This is a genomic window from Paenibacillus sp. P4_A7 (assembly GCF_056402455.1).
In genome coordinates this window covers 1-813 of sequence record NZ_JBFUHJ010000872.1, presented here as the reverse complement: position 1 = coordinate 813, position 813 = coordinate 1, and the positions used below count along the sequence as shown (strand labels likewise).

Here is an 813-nt window from a genome sequence, read left to right as displayed (position 1 = left end):
CTTTTCACATTTAACAGGACGAAAGCGCTCCAGCTCGGAAGAAAATTTTTTATGGAAGCTCGGTTTAAGTGTATACGAGCATGAAACAGAGCCCTATCCACAAATGGAACAAACGCTATTCTCCCTTGCCGAAGCTGGTCACGAGCTTCATCTGTATACCGGCGGCGAGCTGCTTATTCAGCGCCGCAAGATTGAACGTCTTCAATTAGATCGCTATTTCGAGTCTCGCATTTATATCCGCAGGCTGAAGAACAATGACGCGCTGGAGGATATTTTGAATACTGGCACATTTGATCGTAATCGCACATGGATGATAGGCAATTCCATTCGAACAGATGTTGTTCCTGCCTTAACTGCTGGCATCCATGCCATTCATATGCGGGCAAAGTCAGAATGGGAATATAATGTTATTCAGATTGAAGTAGAACCGAAGGGCGCTTTCTTCACCTTAGACCATCTGCTCGAAGTACCGGATACGATTCATGGATACGTGAACGGATAGCACTTACGTAACACCAATAGACCCGAGTAAGCTTCATACCTATGAAGTAGACTCGGGTCTATTGACTTTCAGCAAGCTGTTACCTACTGTTCAATCGCCAGCTCGCCCGTCTCGTTGCTAATGAGGATAATACGCCCTTCTGTAGGAGTACCATCCTCTAAAGTAAGCTTAAGCTTACTTGTCTTACCCTTCTCCACGAGTGCCTTCACCTGAACATCGGTTAGACTGCGGCCGAAGGTTTCCTTCCAAATTACAAATTTACAGCCTTCTTTGTAATGTGAACATCCATAGCCTTTCCGTCCCATAAATAA

2 protein-coding genes are annotated in these 813 nt (G+C 45.0%); one reads left to right on the top strand and one right to left on the bottom strand.

Translation table 11 applies throughout. From position 1 onward, the window contains the following. The coding region (locus AC1DWN_RS34620) for an HAD family hydrolase (RefSeq protein ID WP_477563326.1) at positions 1-502 on the top strand (502 nt) is incomplete at its 5' end. 83 nt (positions 503-585) lie between these two features. Here AC1DWN_RS34620 and AC1DWN_RS34615 read toward each other — a convergent pair. Next, positions 586-813: topoisomerase C-terminal repeat-containing protein (locus AC1DWN_RS34615; protein ID WP_477563325.1), on the bottom strand; the 228-nt coding region annotated here is incomplete at its 5' end.